Genomic DNA, 22,031 nt, shown 5'->3' on the forward strand with positions numbered 1-22,031 from the left:
CTCACCAAGCCGGCCGAAGGCCGATCACGCGAGGCAGTTCGTTGCGTTTCGCGGGAAGCAGGAATAGGCGACCGAAGGCGATCGCGGCGGACGCTGCATAAAACGGCCGCTTCAGCTTGCCGACGAAACCTTGGCTGCGGGATTCGGCGATCTTTTCCGACACCTTGCGCAGCCGCTCGAGGCCCGCCAGGAACCGCGGATCGTCGAGATTGATCATCACCGGGAAGACCTGCTTGGAGATCTCGGTGGTGACGCGGAACACCTGCATGTCGTAGTCGGTGGCGTCGACGCCGAGCGCGTCGTAGAACGCCGGCCGCATGTGATCGCGCACATACATCGTGGCAAACACCGCGAGCAGGAAGAACCGGATCCACAGCTTGTTGACGCCGCGCAGCAGTGAGGGATCGGCGCGCATCAACAGCGCGAACGCCTCGCCGTGGCGGAACTCGTCGTTGCACCAGCGCTCGAACCATTTGAAGATCGGATGGAAGCGGCGCTCGGGATGGCGCTCCATCTGCCGGTAGATGGTGATGTAGCGGGCGTAGCCGATCTTCTCCGACAGATAGGTCGCGTAGAAAATGAACTTCGGCCGGAAGTAGGTGTACTTCTTGACCTTGGTCAGGAACGACAGGTCGACGCCGATGCCGTGATCCTTGAGGATCTCGTTGATGAAGCCGGCGTGGCGGGCTTCATCGCGGCTGAGCAGTCCGAACAGCTCACGAATCTCGGGATTCTTGATCCGCTTCTTGATCTCGGAATACAGCACGCAGCCGGAGAACTCTGCGGTCAACGACGACACCAGGAAGTCCTTGAACTCGATAAGCAGTTCCGGCGGAAGCTTGTCGAGGTCGCTTTCGAGGAACTCGTCGGTCTTCTTGAAGTGCGCCTTGTTATAGTCGGCGCGCATCTCGTTCATCATCGCGTTCCACTCGGAACGAACCAGGCTGACGTCGAGCTTGTCCATCGCGGCATAGTCGGTCGTATAGAACCGCGGCGTGAGGATCGTATCCTCCTTCGCGATGTTCAGACTGTCGACGCTGCCCTTGATCGCGGGCCGGGAATTGGTTCGAAGCGCGCCTTGGGCGCCGCCCTCCATCGGAATCATGAAACCCTCCCATCTGAGAAGCTGACTTCGTAAAGTTCGGTCAGTTCGCGATATCCTTCCAGCCGCGCGCGGATCTTGTCGAGAAGACCGGCTCGGATCACGGTCGCGGTGCGGCGAACGACCAGTCGTTCGCCGAACTCGATTTGGGTCGGCGCGTCGTGAACCATCACTTCGTCGCCGGGCCCGATCTCGACGTCGCCATCGAGGATCACGTGGGCATGAAGGGTCTCCGACGTCTGCTCGATCTCAACCGTGCAGGGGACGTCGAAGCTTGTGCGTTTCCCAAACTGGAACGTGCTCATTCCGAGCCGCCCTTTTGCTTGTTGGTATTTTGGTCGTTGACCTGATTGCTGGCCATCAATTGAGAGAAGGCGCGGAGATTGTCGGCTCCGAAAGCGTTCAGGTCGATCACTTTCTTGGTCGCGGAATCGGTCAGTGTGTACTGGCCGTTGACGTGACGGGCGAGCTGGAACGGCGGGGCCGATCCGACGCTCGCCAGCATCCGCTCGCGCGCAAGTCCGCGCATCGCCACGCGGACGAAACCGGACTCGCCGGGGTGGATCGCGCGCACCAGCGTGTGATCGCTGGCGCGATAGATGTTGACCACGCCATCCGGGCTGTCTTCGAAGGTGAGATCCATGCTCTCCACGATCGCCGGCGGCGTCATGTGAGAGTGGCCGTATCCCGTCAGGCGGACGGTCGCTCCCGCCCCGATCGCAAACAGCACGATCGCGGCGGCACCGATCAACGCGCCTTTGGGAACGGAGAGATTGTGTGCGGCCTCGCTCATTTAAATCTCCGGTTCAGGCTACTGCGGTTGCCGTCGAATTCGACAACGGGCCTTGTTTCGGTCCGCTGGTAGCCGTTTGAACGAGAGACACTGCGGAGGAATCGAGCTGAGCCTTCACCGCTTCGGTAAGCTTGGCGGCGACGACGGCGACGTCGGGGACCGACGTCATCATCGGCTCGGGCTCGCGCAGGCGCCACGGCCGGATGTGCGGCCACAGCAGGACATAGGAGGTGCGTTTACTATCGATGATCCGGAGCGGAATATCGCCGCTGCCGTCGCTACGCTGGCTCAGATCGGCATTGGCGATCTTGCTGAGCGGAATGTTCAGGGTGACCGGCAGCGCCACGCCGGTCTGGATCAGGACGCGCTTGCTGGTGATCGTGTAACAGCTCGCCCGCCTGAACAGATAGGTGAGAAGCGCTAACAGCGCGAGACCGCCGATCGCCGGGATCAGGAGCGTTGACGCGGACGCCAACGCTTCCCCGGGCGACTGGCCGTTCGACCAGTTCGACCAGGCCTTCCACATGATCAGCAGCACGAAATAGATCGCGACTGCCCGCATGTGGAAGGACCTGATGGCCAAACCTTTGTAGGTCGGCTTCCCCTGCCAGAGAACGCGCTCTCCCTCCGGCAAGGGCGACGGAAGCTCACGAAACTGGCTGGGGTCGTTCGTCATACGATGGGCTCCTGACGCAACGGCGTGGCGTAGAGGGTGCCGGCGCCATAATACGCGCAGATCTTGTCTTCTTCGAGCTTGGTCACCTGGTCCGGCTTCGCCGTGGTCGGGACGCCAGCGAACTGGTCGCCACGGATGGCGTCGACGGAGACCTTGCCGCTCGGGCTGTTGATCAGCGCGAACGGGACCGGGAGAAGCACGCGCTTCTTGGTCTTGGCGACTTCGACTTCGAGGTAGCGAGCGAGCACTTCAGCCCGATCGACCCACACTTCAGTCACGGTACCGCCGACCTGGCCGTCACAGCCAACCACTGCCATGCCGACTGGGTTCGGGTCACGGTGATCGAGGAACATGCCCTTGGCCGCGCGCAGCGGCGCGATCACCGGCAGGTTGTCGAGGGTGAGTTCCGGCACGTCCTGACGCTGGGCGTAGGAGCCCGGGCCGACGCCGTCGGCGAACGGGTCACCGGTCGGCGCGAAGGCCGCACCCGGCCACGGCGCAACCGGGGCCAAAGCGACGTTCGGGCGATCGTTGCTGGCGTTCGGCACGGTCCTGGTCGCACCGCCACGCAGCAGATAGGTCTTCGGATCCGGCGGATTCGGAATGCCGATCTGCTTCAGACGGCCGCCACCCGTGTCGGAGTAGAGCGGATATCCTTCGCGCTTATCTTCCCGGCGAAGATAGAAAATCAAGCCGGCGAAGAAGATCCAAAATACGTACAGGGTAACCTGTGCTAAGTCCAAATACGCTCCGGGTTGCATGGGACCGACCCCTTCCTCTTTGTTAACCTGGAAATTCGGCTAGGCCGAACTTGGATGAAGGCTGCGCGTAGCTCGTCCGTGCAGTGCGCACGAGCGGACCCACCGCAACCAACGTTGCGAACAGCAACGCGATTTCGATATTGTAGACAAAGCCGTAACCAATCGCGGGACCCGACAGCACACTGCCGAGCGCGCCGCTGTCGGCGAGCGAGGCGACCAGGTCGCGAATGCCGCCGCCGAGCAGAATTCCGCCGCCCGCCGCCGTCGCCTGCACTGCGCCCCAGGTGCCGAGCGCCAGACCCGTATCACTGTTGGACGCCACCGCCATCGCAGCAGTAAGCGTGCCGGCAGCGAACAGACCGCCGCCGAGGCCGATCAGCGCGGTACCGATCCGGAACAGCAGGACCGACTGCGCCGGCGCGGAGATCGCAACCGCCGCGAAGGCGAAGATCCCGATCAGTGCGCCGAAACCCGCCAGCCGATAGGCATCGCCGCCGCGGCCGAGCGTGCGCGCAGCGAGGCCGAAGCCGGCGAGCGTGCCGAGCGCGAAGAACGCAGTCAGCGCCGTGGTCTGACCGACCGACAGTCGCAACACCTCGGCGCCATACGGCTCAAGCAGGATGTCCTGCATCGAGAATCCCGCAGTGCCGAGCGCAACCGCGACCAGCATCCGCGGCGAACCGCCGGCGGCGCGGAAGCGCGCCCAGGATTGATTGAATTGAGGCCGGACGCGGCTAGCGGACGTGAGTGTGGGATTGCGCGCTTCCTGCTTCCACAGCGCGACGATGTTGAGCAGGAGCTGGGTGACCGCAACGCCCTGGATCACCTGGATCAGACGAAGCTCGTTGAAGTCGCGCAGCAGCTCGCTGAAGATCAGCGCGCTGCCGGTCATCCCGACCAGCAGCATGACGTAGAGGAACGCGACCACGCGCGGGCGCGAGTCCGCCGGCGCCAGATCGGTCGCGAGCGCGAGACCCGCGGTCTGCGTCGTGTGCAACCCGGCACCAACCAGCAGGAACGCCAAAGCGGCGCCGATCTGGCCATAGACCGCCGGATATTCGCCGCCGCCGGACAGCACCAGCAGCGCGAAAGGCATGATCGCGAAGCCGCCGAACTGCAGCAGCGTGCCCATCCAGATATACGGAACGCGGCGCCAGCCGAGCACAGAACGGTGATTGTCAGACTTGAAGCCGATCAGCACGCGGAACGGCGCGAACACCAACGGCAGAGACACCATCAGCGAGACGAGCACGGTCGAAACGCCGAGCTCAACGATCATCACCCGGTTCAGCGTGCCATTGAGCAACACCACCGAAGCGCCGACCGAAACCTGGAACAGCGACAGGCGCAGCAGACGGCCGAGCGGAAGCTCTTTCGTCGCCGCGTCGGCAAACGGCAGGAAGCGCGTACCGAGACGCATCCAGCCTTTCGCCAATGTCGCTGCCACTTGGCTCATCGCCGAATCATCTCCAGCGCCTGCGAGGTGTAGAAACCGGACGACACCCGATGGGTGCGGCCGGGCTGCCATTGCTGCAGCGCCTGATCTTCGGAGATCAGCTTGAGCAACGTCTTTTCGCTCACCGGTTCGATCGCGGGCGCGCGATCGGCGCGCGGGAAGAAACCACCGACGAAGTGCATCAGCGCCAGCGCCGGCGTCTTCGGCGCGAAGGTCACCGCCATCGATTGACGGGTGCGTGACGCCAGCGTCGCGAGGATCCGGCAGATATCGTGCGGCAGATAGTGGATCAGCGAATCCATCGCGACGACGAAGTCGAATTCGCCGAGCTGCGGATCCAGCATGTCGCCGGAGCGGAAGTCGATCGCTGCCGGATCGATGTCCTCCGGCAGACGTTCGCGCGCGACCCCGACCAGCGTCGGCGACAGATCGATCGCCAGCACCTTGGCGCCGCGCCGCGCCGCCGCGATCGACAGCGCGCCGGTGCCGCAGCCGGCGTCAAGCAGCCGGGTGCCGGTCATATCGGCCGGCAGCCACGACAACAGCGTGTTGCGCATTTCGTCACGCCCGGCACGCACGGTCGCGCGAATGCCGCTGACCGGTGCATCAGACGTCAGCTTGGCCCATGTATCGGCCGCGGTGCGGTCGAAATAGGTCTCAAGCTCCCCACGTCGCTCGATATAGCTGCCCAACGCCATCAATCAAATCCCAAGAGATCAAAGATGTCGCGATCCTTCAGCGGCTTGCCCTCGATCGGGGGCTCCTTCGCCTCCCACATCTCGGTAGCGAGCCGAAGATACTCTTGTTGCACAGCCAGGATTTCGTCGGTGTGATCCATCTCAAAAAGTGTCATCTTTTTAAGGCGGCTCTTGCGAATGACATCGAGGTCCGGGAGATGGGCGATGCGCCGGATCCCGGTGCGCTCGCCGAACTTGTCGATCTGGTCAGTATCTTTCGACCGGTTCGCGATGATGCCGCCGAGCCGCACCCCATAGTTCTTCGATTTGGCGGCGATCGCCGCGGCGATGCGATTGGCGGCGAAGATCGAGTCGAAATCGTTGGCGGCGACGATCATCGCGCGCTCGGAATGCTGCAGCGGCGCTGCGAAGCCGCCGCACACCACGTCGCCGAGCACGTCGAAGATCACCACGTCGGTGTCTTCGAGCAGGTGATGCTCCTTCAACAGCTTGACGGTCTGGCCGACGACATAGCCGCCGCACCCGGTGCCGGCCGGCGGTCCGCCCGCCTCGAGGCACATCACGCCGTTGTAGCCTTCGAACACGAAGTCCTCGGGACGCAGCTCCTCGGAGTGGAAGTTCACCTCTTCCAGCACGTCGATCACGGTCGGGATCAACCGCTTGGTCAGCGTGAAGGTGGAATCGTGCTTCGGATCGCAACCGATCTGCAGCACGCGCTTGCCGAGCTTGGAGAAGGCGACCGACAGGTTCGACGACGTCGTGCTCTTGCCGATGCCGCCCTTGCCGTAGATCGAGAACACCTTGGCGCTGCCGATCTTCACATTCGGGTCGAGCTGAACCTGAACGCTGCCCTCGCCGTCGCCTTCGGCGCATTTCGATGCGTTCGCGTCGGCGCAGCCAGAGGTCTTCAGCTTGAGGGGATCTGTCAGGATGTTCATGCAGCAACTCCTACGCCTTCAAGGCGATCCTCTAGCTCTTCGCCTGCCTTGCGCAGGACCTCGAGCATTTCAGGGTCGGGAGACCAGTAATTACGTTCGTGTGCCTCGATCAGGCGGTTGGCGACCTTCGCGGACGCCACCGGATTGAGCTCGGCAAGGCGTGCCCGCATTTCCGGATCGAGCACGAAGGTTTCAGTGAGCTGGCGATAGACCCACGGCGCAACTTCGCCGGTGGTCGCCGACCAACCCATGGTGTTAGTGACGTGCTCCTCGATCTGGCGCACGCCCTCGTAGCCATGCTTGAGCATGCCCTCGTACCATTTCGGATTGAGCATCCGGGTACGGGTTTCGAGCGCGACCTGCTCCGACAGCGTGCGGACAGTGCCGGCGCCGCGGGTCTGGTCGCCGATATAGACGGGAGCCGCCTGCCCGCCCTTGGCGCGCCGCACCGCGCGGCTGATGCCGCCCAGCGTGTCGAAATAGTGATCGACCGTGGTGACGCCGAGTTCGACCGAGTCGAGGTTCTGATAGGCGAGATCGACGTCGGCGAGCGCGCTCTTGAGCAGATCGGCGCGCTGCACCGGCTGGCCTTTCAGGCCATAAGCGAAGCTCTTGCGCCGCGTGTAGGTCTCTGCGAGTTCGTCCTCGTCTTCCCAGCGGCTGTTCTCGACCAGATGGTTGACGTTGGAGCCGTAGGCGCCGTCGGCATTGCCGAACACCCGCAGCGACGCGGTCTCCATGTCGCATTTGTGCTCGGCCTGATAGGCCAGCGAATGCTTGCGGACGAAGTTCAGCTCCGCCGGTTCGTCGGCGCTCGCGGCCATGAACGCGGCCTCAGCGAGCAGCTTGATCTGCAGCGGAAGCAGATCGCGGAAGATGCCCGACATGGTGATGATCACGTCGATGCGCGGCCGATTCAGCTCGTCGAGCGGAATGAGATCGGCACCGGCGAGACGGCCATAGCTGTCGAACCGCGGCCGCGCGCCCATCAACGCCAAGGCCTGGCCAATCGGCGCGCCTTCATTCTTGAGGTTGTCGGTGCCCCACAGCACGATCGCGACGGTCTCGGGCAACGGGTTGCCCTCGGCGACGTGTTTGTCGATCAGCCGCTGCGCCTGCTTGGCACCGTCCTGCAGCGCAAAGGCCGACGGGATGCGGAACGGATCGAAGCCGTGCAGGTTGCGGCCGGTCGGCAGGATTGCCGGCGTGCGCAGAAGATCGCCACCCGGCGCCGGCCGGATGAACTTGCCGTCGAGCGCGCGCAGCAGGCTCGGGATCTCGTGATCTTCAGCGAGGATCCGATCGATACCGGCGAGTTCACGCAGCATGTCGAGATTGGCCTCGGCCTCGGGGCCGTTGCCGGACAGGTGCTCGGGATGGCCTCCGCGCACCAGGCTTTCGAGCATCGATTTATCCAGACGCTTGCCGTGCATCGCATCGGCGACCGCTTCCAGCGTCTCGACGCGCTCCTCTTCGGAGGGAACGCCGCCGACCACATGCAGGCCGTGCGGGATCAGCGCGTACTCCATCTCGAGCACTGCGTCGGCGAGCTTGGCGATGGTCGCGCCGGCTTCTTCCTCGGTCCAGGCTGGTTCGGCCGGGGCGAGGTCGAGCGCGGAGGCCTGCGCCTGAACCAGCACTGCGAGATTGGCACGCTCGGTCTCTTCCTCCGGCGTGAGGCCGCGCCAGCGCTCGATCGAGGATTTCAGTTCGATCAGGCCGCGATACAGGCCGGCATGGGCCACCGGCGGCGTCAGATAGCTGATCAGGGTCGCGGCCGAGCGCCGCTTGGCGATCGCGCCTTCGGACGGGTTGTTCGAGGCGTAGAGATACATGTTCGGCATGTCGCCGATCATGCGGTCCGGCCAGCAGGTGCCGGACAGACCGGTCTGTTTACCCGGCATGAATTCGAGCGCGCCGTGGGTGCCGAAATGCAGCACCGCATGAGCGCCGAACTCCTGCTTGATCCAGCGATAGAACGCCGAGAAGGCGTGGGTCGGCGCAAAGCCCTTCTCGAACAGCAACCGCATCGGATCGCCTTCGTAGCCGAACGCAGGCTGCACGCCGACGAAGACGTTGCCGAAGCGCTCGCCGAGCACGAAGATCGAGCTGCCGTCGCTCTGCTGTTTGCCGGGCGCCGGACCCCACTGCCCTTCAATCTCGCGCAGCCAGCGTTCGTTCTTGACGTGATCGCCGGCCAGCACGCGGGCATGGACGTTGGCTTGGGCGCCGAAGCGCGACGCGTTGCCGTTGATGATGGATTCGCGCAGTTCGTCGACCGTCGCCGGCACCTCGACCTGGTAACCCTCGCGCTTCATCGCATGCAGGGTGTTGAAAAGCGATTCGAACACGCCGAGGAACGCCGCGGTGCCGGTGTTGCCGGCATTCGGCGGGAAGTTGAACAGCACGATCGCGACCTTGCGATCCTTGCGCTCACCTCGGCGAAGGGTCACGAGCCGCGCCGTGCGCGACGCCAGCATCTCCGCGCGCTCGACGCAGACATTCATGTCGCCGCCGGCTTCGTTGCGATCGAACTTGCAGAACTTGTCGCAACCCGGGCAAGCGACGTTGCCGCCGTCGGAGCGGCCGCCATACACCATCGGGCCCGACGAGCCGTCGAGTTCGGGGATCGCCACCATGATGGTGCTTTCCACCGGCATCAGACCGCGGTCCGAGGCGGCCCACTGCTCGAGCGTCTGGAATTCGACGGGATGGGCCGACAGATACGGCACGTCAAGATCAGCGAGGATGTTCTCCGCCGCCTTGGAGTCGTTATAAGCGGGGCCGCCGACCAGAGAGAAGCCGGTGAGCGAGACCACCGCATCGACCGTCGGACGGCCGTTCTTCATGAAAAAGCGCTCGATCGCCGGACGCTGATCGAGACCCGCGGCGAACACCGGGATAACGCGAAGGCCCTTGGCCTCGAACGCTTCCAACATGCCGTCGTAATGGCCGGAATTGCCGGCGAGCAGATAAGAGCGCAGCAACAGGACGCCAACGGTGCCCTTGGCGTCGGCGGGACCAGCCGGAAGCTTGTCGACCGACTCGGCGATCCGCCCCTTCATCTTCGGATGGTAGACGCCAATATCGGCGTACTCGACCGGCGACTCGACCTTGGCAACGCCGCGCAGCACTTTTCGCGGGCCGCTGGCGTACCGATCGATCAGCAGCCGCACCATGTTGGCGATGTTCTGCTCGGAACCGGCCAGCCAATATTGCAGTGTCAGGAAATAAGCGCGCATGTCCTGCGCTGTGCCCGGGATGAAGCGAAGCAGCTTCGGCAATTGCCGCAGCATCTTCATCTCACCCTTGCCGGCGCCGCCTTCGGTCTTCTTGCCGCGCAGCTTCTTCAGCCAGTTGATCATTCCGAGCGCCTCGGCGCTCATATCGAACTTGCCGACTCGGGTCAGCTTCACCACTTCGCCCGCGGACATGCAGCACACCAGCGCGTCGCAGTCGTTGCGGCGAGCCTGCAGCGCCGGCATCACCGCGCGGACGTGGTCGTCGAGGAACAGCATCGTGGCGATGACGATGTCGCTGGTGCCGATGTCGGCGATGCAGCGCGACAGCGCGGCGTCATCGGCGCCCCATTCGTCGGCGGAGTGCACCGTCAGTTCCAAACCGGGGTAGTCTCGACGCAACAGATTCCGCGCGCGCGCGGCGGCGCCGGACAGATGACTGTCCATAGTAACGATGACGACTCGAACCGGTGTCTTGTCAGCGTGCGAAGTGCGCTTTGGCATCGTACAAGGTCTCGACGGTGATGGTTGCGACGCCATTCTCGTTGGCGAATCGCTCGGTATTCCGGCGGGCTTTTCCGCGAACAAAGAACGGTATCTTCTGCAGTTCCTTCTCGGCTTCAGGCGCCCAAACGGCAGCAGATGCGGCCGCATTGGCGACTGACACAATTTCGGGCGCAGTCGCGGCAACCGCAGGCGGTGCCGACTCCGCGATCACTTCCGCGACCGGCGCGGCGTGGCCGGTGCCGAGATGCGACGGCATCGCGCCGTCCTTGAATTCGAAATCGTCCTTGAACATCGTCAGCAGATGTTCTTCGAGGCCCATCATCAGCGGGTGGACCCAGGTATCGAAGATCACGTTGGCGCCTTCGAAGCCCATCTGCGGCGCGTACCGCGCCGGGAAGTCCTGGACGTGCACCGGCGCCGAAATCACCGCACAGGGGACGCCAAGCCGTTTGGCGATGTGGCGCTCCATCTGGGTGCCGAGCACCAATTCGGGATGCAGTTCCGCGACCTTGGCCTCGACCTCGAGATAATCGTCGGTGATCAGCGGCTCGACGTCGTAGTGCTTGGCGGCCTCGCGCAGCTCGCGGCCGAACTCCCGGCTGTAGCTGCCGAGCCCGACCACCTTGAAGCCGAGCTCCTCCGATGCGATCCGCGCCGCGGCGATCGCATGCGTCGCGTCGCCGAAGATGAACACGCGCTTGTTGGTCAGATAAGTCGAGTCGACCGAATGCGAGTACCACGGCAATCGGGTCGACGCCGCCTCCAGCACCGCCGTTGCATCGACGCCGGCGAGTTGAGCGACTTCCTTGATGAAGTCGCGAGTCGCGGAGACGCCGATCGGCACCGTCTTGGTGAACGGCTGATGAAAGATGCGGTGCAACCAGGACGCCGCCTGCCCGGCGATCTCCGGATACATCACGACGTTGAAGTCCGCGTCGCCGAGCCGCGCAATATCCGCCGGCGTTGCGCCCATCGGAGCGACGACGTTGACGTCGATGCCGAGCTTGCCGAGCAGTCCGGTGATCTCGGTGATGTCATCGCGATGGCGGAAGCCGAGCGCGGTGGGTCCGAGCAGATTGCAGGTCGGGCGGACGCCCGGTGCGCGCTCAGGCCGCTTGGCGCCGGGCGCCGGCGCCTTCGGGCCGGCCAGCGCGCGAACGAGCTGGTACAAGGTCTCGGCCGCGCCCCAGTTTTCCTTGCGCTGATAGGCCGGCAGATCGATCGCGACCACCGGGATCGGGAAGCCCAGCGATTTCGCAAGCCCGCCCGGATCGTCCTGGATCAGCGAACCGGTGCACGATGCGCCCACAATCATCGCCTGCGGCTTGAAGCGCTCATAGGCGTCGCGCGCGGCCTTCATGAACAGTTCGGCGGTGTCCTTGCCGAGATCTCGCGCGGCGAACGTGGTGTAGGTCACCGGCGGCCGCTTGTTGCGACGCTCGATCATGGTGAACAGCAGATCGGCGTAGGTGTCGCCCTGCGGGGCGTGCAGCACGTAATGCAGCCCTTCCATGCCGGTGGCGACGCGCATCGCGCCGACATGGGGAGGTCCTTCATAGGTCCAGACGGTGAGCTGCATGATCAGGCCACCAGCTTGGCGCGGCGCACGAGCGGACGCGCGAACAATTCAGCGAGGTCGGCCGCCTGCTCGTACCCCTGGATCGGGGTGAACACGAGTTCGATCGACCATTTGGTCGTGATGCCTTCGGCTTCGAGCGGATTGGCAAGGCCGAGACCGCACACCACGATGTCGGGACGCGCGAGCCGGCAGCGGTCGAGCTGAAGGTCGACGTCCTGACCTTCTGTTATCGCGACGCCGGCGGGCAGCAGCTTCAACTCTTCCGCGAGATGCTCGCGATGCAGATAGGGCGTGCCGACTTCGACCAGCTTCATCGACAGCTCGCGCGACAGGAAACGCGCCAGCGGAATCTCGAGCTGGGAGTCGGGGAAGAAGAAGATACGACGATCTGCGAGTTCGGTCCGGTAAGCCGCAAGCGCGCGTTCGGCGCGAGCGCGGTTCGGACCGGTGACCTTGTCGAAATGCGCAGGATCGACTCCGAACGCGTCGGCCGCGGCACGCAGCCAGCCGGTGGTGCCTTCAACCCCGAGCGGGAACGGCGCGGCCAGCCGCTTGGCGCCGCGTTCCTGCAGCGCACGCACCGTATCCGGCAGGAACGGCTGCGCCATCAGGATCTTGGTATTCGGACCGACGCTCGGCAGCGCGGTCGATTTGCGCGGCGGGAAGAACTGCACGGGACCGATGCCGAGCGCATCGAACATCCGCATGAACTGATCTTCGACGACGTCGGCGAGCGAGCCGACCACCAGGAGCGACGACTTCTCGTCCTGCGCGGCGGGCAACTCCGGCACCAGTGACGCGAGGCAGGCATCCTCGCCCTGGGTGAAGGTGGTCTCGATGCCACTGCCCGAGTAGTTCAGGATACGCACGCCGGGCGAGAAGCGCTGTGACAGCCGCAGCGCCGCCCGCGACAAATCGAGCTTGATCACTTCGGACGGGCAAGAGCCGACCAGAAACAGCAACTTGATGTCGGGCCGCCGCGTCAGCAATTGTGTGACGATCCGGTCGAGCTCGATATTGGCGTCGGTGAGACCGGCGAGATCCTTCTCTTCCATGATCGCAGTGCCGAACCGCGGCTCGGCAAAAATCATCACGCCGGCAGCCGACTGGATCAGATGCGCGCAGGTGCGCGAGCCGACCACGAGGAAGAACGCGTCCTGAATCTTGCGATGCAGCCAGACGATTCCGGTGAGGCCGCAGAACACTTCGCGCTGGCCGCTCTCGGTGCGGATTTCGCGCGAGACGGGGTCTTCCGCTGTCGCGGCGCAATTGGAGACATGAACAGTCATGCGCGGCTCCCGGAGACGCTGGGACCGCTCATCGCGGCGATCCGTTCGTCACGGCGCGCGGCGCGGAGCTTGAGGACGAACTGAATCGCGTTGACGACGTAGGTCGCGTAGGCCGCGAGCGCCACCAGCATCTGCTGGCGGGGATCGCCAATACCGGCAAACAGCATCACCAAATACGCCGTGTGGAGCGCCAGAACGAGGAAACTGAAGACATCTTCCCAGAAGAACGCCGGCGCAAACAGATAGCAGCCGAAGACCTCGCGCTCCCAGATCGCGCCGGTGACCATGATGGTGTAGAGCACCAGCGTCTTGATCACGACGGACGCGGTTGCGACGGTGTAACCGTCGCCGATCCAGAGATATCGCAGCACGAGCGCAAGACTGATCAGGAAGACCAGAAACTGCACCGGCGCCAGGATGCCCTGCACCAGCGTCCACTTGGTTGCATCGCGGCGAGCCCGCTCTTCAGGGGTGTATAGGGTCTTGAGGCGTTGCGACGAGGACATATCGTGCGCGCAATCCGTTTCTACATCGTGCCGCACTGCGGAAGATGTTTTGACGCTGTCTATGTAAAGAATGTTTGACACATCCCGGTCGCGGTGATGCGATACCGATGAATGTGAGGAGTGAGGCACCTTTGCACCGAGACCCTCATTTTCTTGATCTGATGCTGTTCGATGCTGCACCGGGCCACTCCCTAGGGGCGGGCTGATCCTCAAAGGCTAGTCTCCGATGAGAATACTGTCAACCAAACCATACGTAAATTAAACTTGACGGTCATGAGCCTAGCCGGGTTATCTGGTGACGAGGGAGTATTCAATGACCGACTGGAACGAACTCTCGCCCCCGAAGGTCAGCGACATCGACCGGAGCCAGGTACCGGCAAATCCCCGGGATTTTTCGCCACCCGAGCCGATCTGGCGGTATCGGCGGCCGCTGGATGGCTGCGGTATCGCCCGCTCGGTCCAGACCCAGATACTTCCCGAGATTGGTTTTGCGCTGCGCTCCATGTCATCTCCAGCCACTCCCGCTCCAGCCGACCCGGCCGCGCCGTTCGAGGTGCAGCAGTTCACGCTTCTGATCATCGGCGCCGACGAGAGTGCCGCCTCCGCCTATGTCGAGAGTCTTATCGCGCGAGGCGCCCCAACTGATTTGATCTTCCTCAACCTGCTTGCGCCGGCTGCACGACGTCTCGGCGAGATGTGGGAAGCCGACACCGCAGACTTCGCCAATGTCACGCTCGGCGTCAGTCGCCTGCAGAGAATTCTTCGCCACCTCGGAGAGAACTATTCCGCTACCGAGAGCGTTCAACGCATCGGCGCGGTGCTGCTAACAACCATTACCGGCGAGCAGCACAGTTTCGGGTTGGCCATGATCGCGGAGTTCTTCCGTCACAACGGATGGGACATCTGCACCGGCCCGTTCGCCTCGCATCGCGAATTGTCAGCGCTGGTCGCAGAGCGCTGGTTCGATGTCGTCGGCTTCTCGGTGAGCAGCGATCGGCGGCTCGACGAGCTGAAGCGCGACATTCACGACGTCCGACGGGCCTCCCGCAATCGCCGAATCGGCATCATGGTTGGTGGGCCGTTGCTGGTGCATCGGCCGGAACTATCCGCTTCGCTCGATGCCGATCTGATTGCTAACGAAGGCGCGAGCGCGCCGCAGCTCGCCCGCGATCTCGTCGCCGCGCTGAAGGGTCGCACCTGACTCTACCAGGCCGTCGCGACCCAGCTTCAGCTCTGCTATAAGGCGGCGGCAAACCGGGGGACGGAGAAATGGTCGCAATTTTCGCGGATAATGATGCGCCGAGCATCGTGACCGCCCTCTATGCTCGCACCAAAGCGCTGCATCTCGAAGCAGAGAAGACTGGATTCATCAACGAAATGCTGCACGGGAGGGCAAGCCGCCACGGCTACGCCCTGCTGCTGCGCAATCTGCATCCGCCCTATCGCGAGATCGAGGGCGGGCTCGAACGCCATCGCAACAGCGCGATCCTCGCCCCGATGGCCCGCTACCGCCTGGCGCGAACCCAAGCGATCGAGGCGGACCTGATCGCCCTCTGCGGGCCGAACTGGGCGGACCAACTGCCGTTGTTGCCGGAAGGCGAAGCCTATGCCCGCACCATCGCACGATCCGCGGACGGCGACGGCAGCCGGCTGATCGCTCATGCCTATACGCGCTATCTCGGAGACCTCAATGGCGGTCAGATCGTGCGCCGGCTGCTTGAAAAATCACTCGGCTTGGGCCCGCGCGAACTGACGCATTACGACTTCTCCGCGATCGCTGAACCAACGGCGCTGAAAACAGACTATCGTCGGGCTATCGAGGCGGCGGGCGCTGCGGCGCCCGATCCGAGCGCGATCATCGCGGAGGGCGCGGTCGCGTTCGAGTGCAACATCGCGCTGTCGGTCGCGGTGCAGCTGCATCTGGCGAGCGAAGCGGCAACGCGAGCGCAATGAAGCATGATCCCGAAAAGTGGATAATGTTTCGGAAAAGAACTCGCTCACAAGAAACTAAAGCAGGATGACGATTCGAAGATGCATCAGCCTGCTTTAACTTCTTACTTTCTGGTCTTCTGAGTTCTGCTCGTGCTGTCGTCGACCGCGGTGCGCGACGCGTGCAACATCAGATGCTCGAGGACTTCCGCGGTGCGCAGCGTCGAGTTGCGAACGCCCTCGAGCATATCTGCGATTCGCCCGGTTTCGACACCGTAGGTGATTTCCAGCGCGGCGAGCTGAGCGTTCTCGACCAGCGCCGACAACAGATTCTGGTGGACGAGGTCCGATTTCGAATCGAGGCGCAAGCTGCTCACGCGGGTGCTCTTGATAACGCCTTCCTGAAACCGGCCGCGCGCCGCGTCAGCGGCCCGGCGATCGGCGTTGTCGGTGAAGATGAGCACGAAACCAAGCGCCCGATCTCGCGCCGGCATCACCGGATCGGCGCGCACCATCATCGGACGCACCGCATTGCCGGGGCCGCGCAACAGCAGTTCGCCGCGCCAACCGCGCTGGTGATTGATAAGCTCGCCGACGCTGCGCATGAAGTCGTAGGGTTCGAGAAAGGCCGATGCCAGATCGTCGAGCCGGCGGATCGGCGTACATTCCTTCGGCAGCAGCGCGGTGAAGGCTTCGTTCACCAGCAGGATCTTGCCTTCGATGTCCGCGATCACGACCGGATGGTCGGACGTCAGCACCTGACGGGAGAACTGGTCGAGCCGCTCCTGCGCGATCAGCGTGCGCACTGCGCGGAATTGCAGCACGATGTCGGCGACCGACTGTCCGATCGTCCGCACCGCAGCGAGATCCGCGGGCGTCCACGGATCGGACGTACCTTCCACCACCTGATTCCACTTCGCGAAGGAGCGCCGCGGCGATAGATCGGCGGGGGTATTGCCGATCACGAACGGCTTTTTCGGATCGCCGCCCCAGGTAACGGTGCGCACGCGCTCGGGGCGAAACCAGATCAGGAATTCGCCCGGCTGGTTGGACACAGGCGCGCCGGCGACGCCGCTCGCAACGCTGATCAGCGACGCGAATTCCGGCGCGTCGAGTGTGAACGACGACGTCGAGATGACCGAGGCATTCGGTTGGCGGCCGAGCCATGCGGCGATCTCACGGATGTCCTGGGTGGCGGGAACTTCACCGGAAGTCGTCACCTGGCCTTCGTAAATCAGCGCGCAACCGGCCGCGCCGGTCGGCTGCAGGATCGATTGCGCAGCATCGAAGATCGCCGCGCGCCAGTCGCCTTCGCGCGAGATCGCCTCGATCATGCGCTGCTCGAGACGCTGAACGAACAATTCGGACTGGCTCTGCGCGAAGCTCTCGAGCGCAGTGATGCGGGTGGCGATCGCTTCGGCAAGCAGCTCGCAAACTGCGCGAAGTTCGAAATGGATGAAGCGCGGTTGATAGTGATGGCAGGCGATCAACCCCCATAGCTTGCCGCCGACCACCAGCGACACCACCAGCGTGGCGCGAACGCCCATGTTCTTCAAATATTGCAGATGAATCGGCGACATGCTGCGCAGGAAACAGCTCGACATGTCGAGATCCTGCCCGGTGAACGGCGACAGCCTCGGCTGCAGCGGCACCGGCTGATAGTTCACGTCGACCAGCACGCGAACGCGGATGCGCTCGTACAAACGTCGTGCCATCTGCGGAATGTCGGAGGAGGGGTAACGGTTGCCGAAATAGGACTCGAGACCGGGCACGTGGCGTTCGCAAAACACCTCGCCGTGGCCCTCCTCGTCGAAGCGATAGACCATCACCCGGTCGTAGCCGGTGCGATCCTGAAACAGTTGCGCGGTCACTTCGCACAGCGCCCGGATCGAATTGGCGGTGCGGATCTTCTCGAGCGCCGGTCCGACCATTTGCGCCAGATCGATCGCAGGCCCGGCACGTTCCAGTTCGACGATCAGGCCGCCTTCCGCCGGCCGATGAATCAGGCCGTCGAAATCGGCCCCCGGATTGCCGATCCTGCAGCGTACTGCGATCGGCGTGCCCTCTGAGGGCGGGTCGAGATGCGGCAGGATCCGCATCAGCAGATCGCCGTCAAGCTCGGCCAGCGGCAGGCCCAGCAGACACTCGAGGTTGAGGAACTCGGCGGCGTTGGCGCTGGCCTGAATGACGCGGTGATCCGGCTCGCTGATCACCAATAGAGCGCCGTGCGGCTGTATCGAACCAGCGAGGTGAATCTGCTCCTGCTCGCAATTCGAAAGATCGGCGGTTCCAAATGCGGGGGAGCTTGGCGTTTCAGCCGTCAACTCAGTCCTCAGTATCGTCTTGGGAGGCGGCTCCCTTGTCGTCGAGCGCATAGCGCGCGAGCTTGGCATAGAGACTCTGTCGGCTCAACCCTAGCAAATCCGCGGTTGCTGTGCGGTTGCCGTTGGTGAGTTCGAGTGCTTCCTTGACGTAGTGTCGCTCGACAATACTCACGGTATTTTTCACCAGCTTGCGCAGCGATGAGCGACCGAGTTGCTTGCTGATCGGGCCCAGCGCGGCACGAAGCGCATCAGTCTCGCCGGCGCCAAGACGACGCGAGACGTTGCGGATCAACACGCCGACGTAGTTCTGGTCGTCGCCGTCGACCGCCGAAATCTCGACGTCGGTCTCGCTGCCGAGTTCACCGCGGATGGTGGTCTGGAACAGCCGCACCGTCTTGTAGCGTTGCAGATGCGATAGCAGAGCCGTCAGATCGGCGCCGGGTTGACTGAGCCAGCGACCGAGCGACTCGCCGATCGCAGATCCTTTCGAGCCGATCTGCACGATATCGAGAAATGCCTGGTTGGCGTGGCGGATCACGCCGCCGGCGTCGAGTGCGACAAAGCCATCCGGCACCCTGTCGATCAGGGCCTTGAGGACCGTCGGCTCCGCGCGGTCGTCGCCGCGCGGCATGGCGCCCGCCACAGGAGCGAATTGCAGCAGAAACACCTGTCCCTGCTCCGAGGACACCAGCGACCCGCGCAGCATCCAGGATCGCGCATCGCGGCCGACATGGACCAGGATGCTGAGCGCCTTGCCGCGATCACGGATGCGCAGAAGCATCTCACGTACGGCTTCCCGATCGACCGGTGCGATCTCGCGCAGGATCTCGCGGCCGGTCACATCGTCGTTGCCGCGATCAATCCCGCTCAGCGCCTGGACTGCCGCACGATTGGCTTCGACGATACGCAGATCGTTCGCCGCGACGATCATCACCGCCTCGGTCGCCGCGTCGAACACCAGACGGTAGCGCGTCTCCATTTCGCGGAGCCGCCAATAGTCGCGCTCGATGGTCTGCTGCGCCGCGATCAAACGCGAATGCAGTTCGGCAACCGCCTGCAAATTCTTGCCGACCGCCAGCATGCCGGTGCGATCACCCAGCAGCATGGTGGTGAATTCGATCGGGATCTCAGCGCCTGAAGGGAACCGCTGGTTGATTTGACGGAAGGCAGAAATGCCGCTGGTCCGGGCGTCCTCAACGATCCGCCGGATCTTGTCGCCTCCATTGTCGCCGGCGATCTCGGTCCAAGAGCGGCCGAGCCAGGCCTCGACACTTTCCCCCGACATCGCGGGCGAAACGGTCGCGTCCCGAATCACACCGTCCATATCAAGGAGGAGAGTGATGTCAGGCTGGACGGGTTTTGCAGACATCTTGCCACTCGTCGGCGGTTCCAGCGTCAGGGAGACACAATTGAACGTTCACGCCTAGAAGGAATTATGCAGACTACATGCCAATGACAAGTGCAAGTGCTTGTGGAAGGCGGCAAAAATCCGCCGAATTGCCTATTTTGCAATATAATTGCGCGGAATCAAGGCGATAACCGGAGAAATCTCACTGTTGGTCCACGGTCAATGTGTCAGAATTGCTTTACAGGCAACATTAGAACGGGTTTGGATAGGGTTGTTGTCCGGCCCGTAGAGGGCCTGATTCCGTTGGGCGTAACGACGAGATCTATGGAGAGAGACGTGGTCCGAAAACTTCTCGCAATTGTCACCATCACCGCTGCCGCAGGATCTCTGTCGACAGGTACCGCCTCGGCGCAGGACGCCGCCAAGGGCGAAGCCGTGTTCAAGCAGTGCATGACCTGCCATCGCGCCGACAAGAACATGGTTGGTCCGGCACTCGGGGGCGTCGTCGGCCGTAAGGCAGGCACCGCTGCCGGCTTCACCTACTCGCCTCTGAACCACAATTCCGGCGAGGCCGGTCTGGTCTGGACCCAGGAAAACATCATCGCCTACCTCCCGGATCCGAATGCCTATCTGAAAAAGTTCCTGACCGACAAGGGCCAGGCCGACAAGGCCACGGGTTCTACCAAGATGACCTTCAAGCTGGCCAACGATCAGCAGCGCAAGGACGTCGCGGCATATCTTGCCACGCTCAAGTAAGCCGGTCCGACCTCTCTGAACTGATTGATGCCGACGCGAAAGCTCTGGTTCTGATCCATCAGAACCAGAGCTTTTGCTTTTCAGCCCCAGCGCCGCACCTCTCACGCGACCTGCGCCGAAGACGTTCAGTTCCGCCAGCGTCGCAGGACGTCGATCAGGTGGGCTCCTCCTGCCGCCATCAGACACAGGGTCGGCGTGAACCAGCCGGCGCCGGCGAGCACGGCGCGCAGCGCCAGCAGCATTAGGGCGCCCGAGACCATGCCTGGCAAGAAGTCGGCCGGCGCGATGCCCCGCTTCCTCCAAAGCCAATAGCCGACGACCGCGAATGCCTCGACGATCAGCACGATCAGCACGGCATCGACAAAGACCCCGCTCGTGAAAAGATCGGACATCATCGACATGGCGGGCACCGGCAGGAGAGCGACTTCAAGAAGTCAGGCGATCATGAGAACGGGGCGTTGAGCCGCACCACCGTCCAGTTCAGATATGTCGCGAACGTCACCCAGACCAGATAAGGTATCAGATAGTAGCTTGCGGTCCGCGCACCGCGCCAGAACACCACGATCCCGATCAGCACCGATAGCCACAGCAGCGGCACTTCGATCAATGCCCAATCCGGCCGCTGCACCGTGAAGAACAGCATGCTCCACATCACGTTGAAGAAGCCGTTGGCGGCGAACAGTCCGATCACCCATTCGCGTTGCGCCCGCGTTCGCGCGCCGCGCCAGGCATAGGCCGCCGCCATCGCGGCGAGCGCGAAGATCACTGTCCAGGCAGGCCCGAACAGCCAGTCGGGCGGCTGCCACCATGGCTTGATCAGGCTTTGATACCATATGCCGGTATCGGTCAGAGAGCCGCCGAGCAATCCCACGAGAATCGCGACGACGGCAGCAACGAAAATCGGATTCAAGTCGAACCTGCAGCAATTACACTGAAGCCAGGCCCGTCATGTGGGCGAGGTTCTTGAAGAATATCCGGACATGGGCAATCGGCTTGGCTCGCACCAGCTTTTTGTTCATGTAGGCGTCCCAGGTCAGCTTCTGCACGTCGCGATCCCGGCAGATGCTAACGAATTGTTCACGGCGCTTGTCGCTCGCGTACCAGTACCACTGCATCAGGCCGAGAATCCTGAACACCGAGCCGTTCGCCCGCATGAAGCGCTTGCGCGCCAGCTTCAGCACCTTGGCGTCCGCAGTATCGAGGAATTCGCCGACGGCTTCAGCCGCGAGACGGCCACCGACCAGCGCGTAGTAGATCCCCTCACCCGAGGCCGGCGCCACAACGCCGGCGGCGTCGCCGGCAAGCAGCACGCTGTGGCCATCGTCCCAGCGCGGAAGAGGGTGAAGCGGAATCGGCGCGCCTTCCTTACGGATGGTCTCGACTTCGTCGAGCCCGGTCGCCTTGCGCAGTTCGGCCACAGAATCGCGAAGCGAAAAACCTTTGTGCATCGAGCCGGTGCCGACGCTCACAGTGTCACCATGCGGAAACACCCAGCCGTAGAAGTCAGGTGACACCTTGCCCTGATAGTACACGTCGCAGCGCCGGCTCTCGTAAGCGGCCTGGCCCGGCTGCGGCGCCTTGATGATCTCATGATAGGCGAACACGAACGGCGCCCGATCGGCATCAGGCAGGAACTGCCGCGCCACCGCCGACACGGCGCCGTCGGCGCCAATGATCGCCCGCGCCCGCACCGTTTGATCCAGCATGGAGCCGTCGGGCTGACGCTCCTCGTAGTGAACGGTGTTGACGCCGCTTTCGTCTCGCGTGAAACTTCGGAACAGCCCCGTGCGGCGCTCGGCGCCGACACTCGCGGCGCGTTTGCGCAGCCACTCGTCGAAATGCTCGCGGTCGACCATGCCGACGAAGCCATCGCCGATCGGCATGTCGACTTCGACATCGCTCGGCGAAACCATTCGCGCGGCATTGATCTTCGCCACCAGCATGCTGTCAGGGATCGCGAAATCGCGGATCGCTCGCGGCGGGATCGCGCCGCCGCACGGCTTGATGCGACCGGCGCGGTCGAGCAGGACCACTCGCTTGCCGGCCCTCGCCAGATCACAGGCTGCGGTGGCGCCGGACGGACCGCCTCCGACGACAATGACGTCATAGATCGCGGAGTTCTCGCTCATC

The 22,031-nt window shown here is 63.5% G+C and carries 20 protein-coding genes; 3 read left to right on the forward strand and 17 right to left on the reverse strand.

The genetic code is table 11. From position 1 onward, the window contains the following. Position 1 precedes the first annotated feature (1 nt). Genes acsF through bchF form a run of 12 tightly spaced genes read right to left on the reverse strand, consistent with a single transcriptional unit; the run spans position 2 to position 13,544 of the window. Positions 2-1,105 (reverse strand): magnesium-protoporphyrin IX monomethyl ester (oxidative) cyclase, encoded by a 1,104-nt coding sequence (gene acsF / locus BMY71_RS08625; protein WP_430715318.1) that lies wholly within the window; start codon positions 1,103-1,105, stop codon positions 2-4. Beyond that, positions 1,102-1,407 carry a hypothetical protein gene (locus BMY71_RS08630; RefSeq protein WP_092683072.1) on the reverse strand — a complete coding sequence of 102 codons (306 nt, stop codon included), beginning with the start codon at positions 1,405-1,407 and terminating at the stop codon, positions 1,102-1,104. The genes acsF and BMY71_RS08630 overlap by 4 nt, the downstream gene beginning before the upstream one ends. Further along, positions 1,404-1,895, reverse strand: a complete 492-nt coding sequence (gene puhC, locus BMY71_RS08635) for a photosynthetic complex assembly protein PuhC (protein WP_011504114.1) — start codon at positions 1,893-1,895, stop codon at positions 1,404-1,406. Before puhC ends, BMY71_RS08630 begins: the two co-directional genes overlap by 4 nt. A 13-nt stretch (positions 1,896-1,908) precedes the next feature. Next, positions 1,909-2,571, reverse strand: coding sequence for a photosynthetic complex putative assembly protein PuhB (gene puhB / locus BMY71_RS08640; protein ID WP_092683074.1), 663 nt, complete (start codon positions 2,569-2,571; stop codon positions 1,909-1,911). Continuing rightward, complete coding sequence (gene puhA, locus BMY71_RS08645) at positions 2,568-3,332, reverse strand: photosynthetic reaction center subunit H (RefSeq protein ID WP_011504116.1); 765 nt, start codon at positions 3,330-3,332, stop codon at positions 2,568-2,570. The genes puhB and puhA overlap by 4 nt, the downstream gene beginning before the upstream one ends. 22 nt (positions 3,333-3,354) lie before the next feature. After that, entirely contained in the window at positions 3,355-4,788 is a 1,434-nt protein-coding gene (locus BMY71_RS08650) for a BCD family MFS transporter (RefSeq protein WP_011504117.1), read from the reverse strand. Then, positions 4,785-5,486, reverse strand: a complete 702-nt coding sequence (gene bchM, locus BMY71_RS08655; RefSeq protein WP_011504118.1) for a magnesium protoporphyrin IX methyltransferase — start codon at positions 5,484-5,486, stop codon at positions 4,785-4,787. The genes BMY71_RS08650 and bchM overlap by 4 nt, the downstream gene beginning before the upstream one ends. Then, the gene (gene bchL / locus BMY71_RS08660) at positions 5,486-6,424 is read right to left on the reverse strand and encodes a ferredoxin:protochlorophyllide reductase (ATP-dependent) iron-sulfur ATP-binding protein (protein WP_011504119.1); all 939 of its coding nucleotides are present in this window, start codon (positions 6,422-6,424) and stop codon (positions 5,486-5,488) included. The genes bchM and bchL overlap by 1 nt, the downstream gene beginning before the upstream one ends. Next, the gene (locus tag BMY71_RS08665; RefSeq protein ID WP_092683076.1) at positions 6,421-10,167 is read right to left on the reverse strand and encodes a magnesium chelatase subunit H; all 3,747 of its coding nucleotides are present in this window, start codon (positions 10,165-10,167) and stop codon (positions 6,421-6,423) included. Before BMY71_RS08665 ends, bchL begins: the two co-directional genes overlap by 4 nt. After that, positions 10,142-11,749: a ferredoxin:protochlorophyllide reductase (ATP-dependent) subunit B gene (gene bchB / locus BMY71_RS08670; RefSeq protein ID WP_011504121.1), complete on the reverse strand. Its 1,608-nt coding sequence runs from the start codon at positions 11,747-11,749 to the stop codon at positions 10,142-10,144. The genes BMY71_RS08665 and bchB overlap by 26 nt, the downstream gene beginning before the upstream one ends. Before the next feature lie 2 nt (positions 11,750-11,751). Continuing rightward, entirely contained in the window at positions 11,752-13,038 is a 1,287-nt protein-coding gene (locus BMY71_RS08675) for a ferredoxin:protochlorophyllide reductase (ATP-dependent) subunit N (protein WP_011504122.1), read from the reverse strand. Beyond that, positions 13,035-13,544, reverse strand: a complete 510-nt coding sequence (gene bchF, locus BMY71_RS08680; protein WP_041805437.1) for a 2-vinyl bacteriochlorophyllide hydratase — start codon at positions 13,542-13,544, stop codon at positions 13,035-13,037. The genes BMY71_RS08675 and bchF overlap by 4 nt, the downstream gene beginning before the upstream one ends. Before the next feature lie 313 nt (positions 13,545-13,857). On the opposite strand from bchF, the gene BMY71_RS08685 reads away from it, so the two are divergent. Next, complete coding sequence (locus BMY71_RS08685) at positions 13,858-14,745, forward strand: cobalamin B12-binding domain-containing protein (RefSeq protein ID WP_092683079.1); 888 nt, start codon at positions 13,858-13,860, stop codon at positions 14,743-14,745. Positions 14,746-14,813: 68 nt separating this feature from the next. Beyond that, positions 14,814-15,497 carry a biliverdin-producing heme oxygenase gene (locus BMY71_RS08690; protein WP_092683081.1) on the forward strand — a complete coding sequence of 228 codons (684 nt, stop codon included), beginning with the start codon at positions 14,814-14,816 and terminating at the stop codon, positions 15,495-15,497. 101 nt (positions 15,498-15,598) lie between these two features. Here BMY71_RS08690 and BMY71_RS08695 read toward each other — a convergent pair whose 3' ends face one another. Both BMY71_RS08695 and ppsR read right to left on the reverse strand, forming a co-directional pair. After that, positions 15,599-17,797 carry a GAF domain-containing protein gene (locus tag BMY71_RS08695; RefSeq protein ID WP_011504126.1) on the reverse strand — a complete coding sequence of 733 codons (2,199 nt, stop codon included), beginning with the start codon at positions 17,795-17,797 and terminating at the stop codon, positions 15,599-15,601. Between the two features lies 1 nt (position 17,798). Next, entirely contained in the window at positions 17,799-19,166 is a 1,368-nt protein-coding gene (ppsR, locus tag BMY71_RS08700; protein WP_092683083.1) for a transcriptional regulator PpsR, read from the reverse strand. A gap of 315 nt (positions 19,167-19,481) precedes the next feature. On the opposite strand from ppsR, the gene BMY71_RS08705 reads away from it, so the two are divergent. Continuing rightward, positions 19,482-19,901 carry a c-type cytochrome gene (locus BMY71_RS08705; protein WP_011504128.1) on the forward strand — a complete coding sequence of 140 codons (420 nt, stop codon included), beginning with the start codon at positions 19,482-19,484 and terminating at the stop codon, positions 19,899-19,901. Positions 19,902-20,026: 125 nt separating this feature from the next. Here the strand turns inward: BMY71_RS08705 and BMY71_RS08710 are convergent, their stop codons facing one another. Genes BMY71_RS08710 through BMY71_RS08720 form a run of 3 tightly spaced genes read right to left on the reverse strand, consistent with a single transcriptional unit; the run spans position 20,027 to position 22,030 of the window. Further along, positions 20,027-20,302: a hypothetical protein gene (locus BMY71_RS08710; RefSeq protein ID WP_092683181.1), complete on the reverse strand. Its 276-nt coding sequence runs from the start codon at positions 20,300-20,302 to the stop codon at positions 20,027-20,029. A 41-nt stretch (positions 20,303-20,343) separates the two neighbouring features. Next, on the reverse strand, positions 20,344-20,811 hold the full coding sequence (locus tag BMY71_RS08715) for a TspO/MBR family protein (RefSeq protein ID WP_092683085.1): 468 nt from the start codon (positions 20,809-20,811) through the stop codon (positions 20,344-20,346). Positions 20,812-20,827: 16 nt separating this feature from the next. Further along, a complete protein-coding gene (locus tag BMY71_RS08720; protein WP_092683087.1) occupies positions 20,828-22,030 on the reverse strand; it encodes a geranylgeranyl diphosphate reductase in 1,203 nt (400 codons plus the stop codon). Position 22,031 lies beyond the last annotated feature (1 nt).

Origin of the sequence: Rhodopseudomonas pseudopalustris (assembly GCF_900110435.1) — a bacterium.
GTDB lineage: Bacteria > Pseudomonadota > Alphaproteobacteria > Rhizobiales > Xanthobacteraceae > Rhodopseudomonas > Rhodopseudomonas pseudopalustris.